The following is a 3,016-nucleotide window of genomic DNA, read 5'->3' as shown; positions in this document are numbered from 1 at the left end:
TCTGATGTTCCTACGACCGTTCGTGCATACGAGATCTTCTCTAACAAGGCCCACTACCCTCTGCATATAGGAATAACGGCCGCGGGCACTATCCTGCCCGGGAGTATCAGGTCCTCAGTGGGACTAGGTATCCTGCTCTCTGAAGGCCTGGGTGATACGGTGAGAGTCTCTCTCACCTCTGATCCTGTGGATGAGGTAAGGGTAGCCTATGAGATCTTGCGCACCCTGGGCCTGAGAGAGAGAGGTCCCATAATAATATCCTGTCCTACGTGTGGGAGATGTGAGATAGATGTAATACGTCTGGCAGAAAAGGTTCAGGAAAGGCTTGAATCTGTGGTGGAACCCCTCAAGGTTGCAGTTATGGGTTGCATGGTGAATGGTCCAGGTGAGGCGCGCGAGGCAGACGTAGGCATAGCAGGTGGCAAGGGTGAGGGAGTAGTCTTCGTACACGGGACCCCAGGGAAAAAGGTGAAGGAGTCCTCACTGCTTGATGCGCTGATGGACCAGATACGCAAAATTCGGGAGATGAGTGCCTGAACCGGATTACGCTATGACTTTGTGTTTTCTCCCTATACTGGTAAACGCTTCTATGGCCTTGTCCAGGTGCTTCTTTTCATGGCCGGCCGATAGCTGAACCCTGATTCTTGCCTCTCCCCTCGGGACAACAGGATAGCTAAAGCCAATAACGTATATCCCTTTATCGAGCAGGTCGCGTGCCATATCGTTTGCCAGCTTCGCATCGCCCAGCATGATGGGGACAATTGGATGCTCGCCAGGCCTTATCTGGAAACCAGCTTTCGTCATGTTGTCTCTGAAGTATTTGGTGTTCCACTCAAGCTTATCCCTTAGTTCAGTGGTCTCAGTCAAGAGATCGAGGACAGCAATGGATGCGCCAACCACGGCTGGAGCCACGGTATTGCTGAACAGGTAAGGACGAGAGCGCTGTCTGAGCATATCGATGATTTCCTTCCTGCCGGAAGTGAAGCCGCCTGATGCGCCTCCCAGGGCCTTACCCATAGTTCCTGTGATTATGTCTATCTTTCCCATCACACCGCGATATTCAGGACTGCCCCTGCCTGTCTTACCCACAAAACCGGTTGCATGGGCATCATCTATCATGGTCAGAGCATCATACTTCTCCGCAAGCGGGACAATCTCGTCCAGCTTTGCGATGTCTCCGTCCATGCTGAAGACACCGTCGGTTACGATTACCCTGTACTTGGCGCTCTGTGCCTCCTTCAGTTTCTCCTCCAGGTCCTTCATGTCGTTATGCTTGAAGATAAACCGCTGAGCCTTGCACAGTCTAATTCCGTCAATGACCGAGGCGTGATTCAAAGCATCAGTCAATATGGCGCACTCTTTGTCAAACAAGGGTTCAAAGACCCCGCCGTTGGCATCAAAGCAGGCGGCATAGAGGATAGAATCCTCTGTTCCGAGGAACTTGGCGATTTTCTGCTCCAGCTGTTTGTGGATATCCTGAGTTCCACAAATGAAACGGACAGAACTCATTCCGTAGCCCCATGTATCAAGTGTCTTGTGGGCAGCTTCGATGACTTTCGGGTGGCTGGAGAGGCCAAGGTAGTTATTCGCACAGAAGTTGATTACCGTCTCCCCGGTCTTGACCTTTATGTCTGCAGCCTGAGGAGTCATTATCACCCTTTCATCCTTCCAGAGTCCCTGTTCCTTTATACTGGCGAGCTCTTTTTTCAAGTCGTCCTTCATTTTCCTGAACATGATCCCTTACCTCCTTTCTTGATTGGTTATTTGACTCTTTTCTTCGCGGCTTCAAATTCGGCCTCGTCCGGGAACAGGACTATTTTCGCCGACTTTCTTGGCCGGGTCATCATCTCCTTGAAGCCTTCCTCATAGTCTTTCAAGAGAAACATGTGAGTTATCACCGGGCTTATGTCCAGCCTCTTTGACGCGAGTAGATTTCTGACTCTGAACCAGGTGTCAAACATCTTTCTGCCACTTATCCCATGAACTTGGGCGCCCTTGAACACGATTCCGTTGTTATAGTCGATTGGGGTAGGGGATTCAGATGCGACCCCGAACGCACTGAAACGGCCCCCTTTTCTTAGATACTTGAATCCCTCATCGAGTGCCTGGGGGCTTCCCGCCATGTCCAGGACTATGTCGGCACCGAAGCCATGGGTATGATCCTTTATGAACTCGATTCTGTTGACATCCTCCTTGTTTGCATAGAGCCGGAAATCTGAGCCCATCTTCTTGCTGATTTCCATGTTGAAATCATATTTTCCTATATGGAATATGCTGGTCACTCCGCAGACTCGGGCGACTCCCACTGCGAAAAGAGCAATAGGTCCATCGCCGATAATTGCCATGGTTTTGCCAGCTATATCGTTGTCTTCGCCGAGTGTAGCATATGTGGCGTTTCCAAGCGGCTCCTGGACTGTGGCAAACTCAGGAGGGATGCTCTTGTCATTTATCCAGCAGACGGATTCCGGCACCGCGAAGTACTCTGCGAATGCTCCGTCGCAGTCAACACCCAGGATCTTGAGGTTTGCGCAGATGTGCTCTTGGCCTGTTAGGCATTGGATACACGACTTGTCAGGTATGTGCGTTTCAGCAGATATGTAGTCGCCGACCTTGATGGTCTTCACCTCTTTTCCCTTCTCAACGACTTCACCGGCGACCTCGTGTCCCAGAATCTGAGGGAGGTTCTTCTTCCCTATGCGGGAGTCTGACCAGGGGTCCCACTTGTATATGTGGACATCAGTGCCGCAGATACTTGTGGCTCTGACCTTTACAAGTACTTGGTCTGGCGCTATCTGGGGGCTTTTGACTTCCTTGTGTTCTGCGCCAAGCGCCGGCTTTGTCTTCACAACGGCCTTCATCTTTGCTGGCATCTGACACTCCTTTCCTGTCACAATTGCGGGCAACCATAATACCAACTACATTTTCGCAGTCAAGCAAAAACGAAATGGGTCCGAGCCCTGCCCCCGGACCCAACCTACGAAATTCCCAGCCCCCTTTCTCCGCCCCTTCGAAATTA

At 51.3% G+C, this 3,016-nt stretch carries 3 protein-coding genes; 1 reads left to right on the top strand and 2 read right to left on the bottom strand.

The window, feature by feature from the left end:
- Positions 1–537, top strand: a 537-nt coding sequence (locus E3J62_05815; GenBank protein ID TET45954.1) for a 4-hydroxy-3-methylbut-2-en-1-yl diphosphate synthase, incomplete at its 5' end; no start/stop codon positions are given.
- Positions 538–543: 6 nt separating this feature from the next.
- On the opposite strand, the gene kbl is transcribed toward E3J62_05815, so the two are convergent.
- Positions 544–1,734, bottom strand: coding sequence for a glycine C-acetyltransferase (kbl, locus tag E3J62_05810; protein TET45953.1), 1,191 nt, complete (start codon positions 1,732–1,734; stop codon positions 544–546).
- A gap of 26 nt (positions 1,735–1,760) precedes the next feature.
- Positions 1,761–2,870 carry an L-threonine 3-dehydrogenase gene (gene tdh, locus E3J62_05805; GenBank protein TET45952.1) on the bottom strand — a complete coding sequence of 370 codons (1,110 nt, stop codon included), beginning with the start codon at positions 2,868–2,870 and terminating at the stop codon, positions 1,761–1,763.
- Positions 2,871–3,016 lie beyond the last annotated feature (146 nt).

The organism is candidate division TA06 bacterium (genome assembly GCA_004376575.1).
In the GTDB taxonomy this organism is placed as follows: domain Bacteria; phylum Hydrothermota; class DG-26; order E44-bin18; family E44-bin18; genus E44-bin18.
This window is presented reverse-complemented; position numbering and strand designations above follow the sequence as displayed.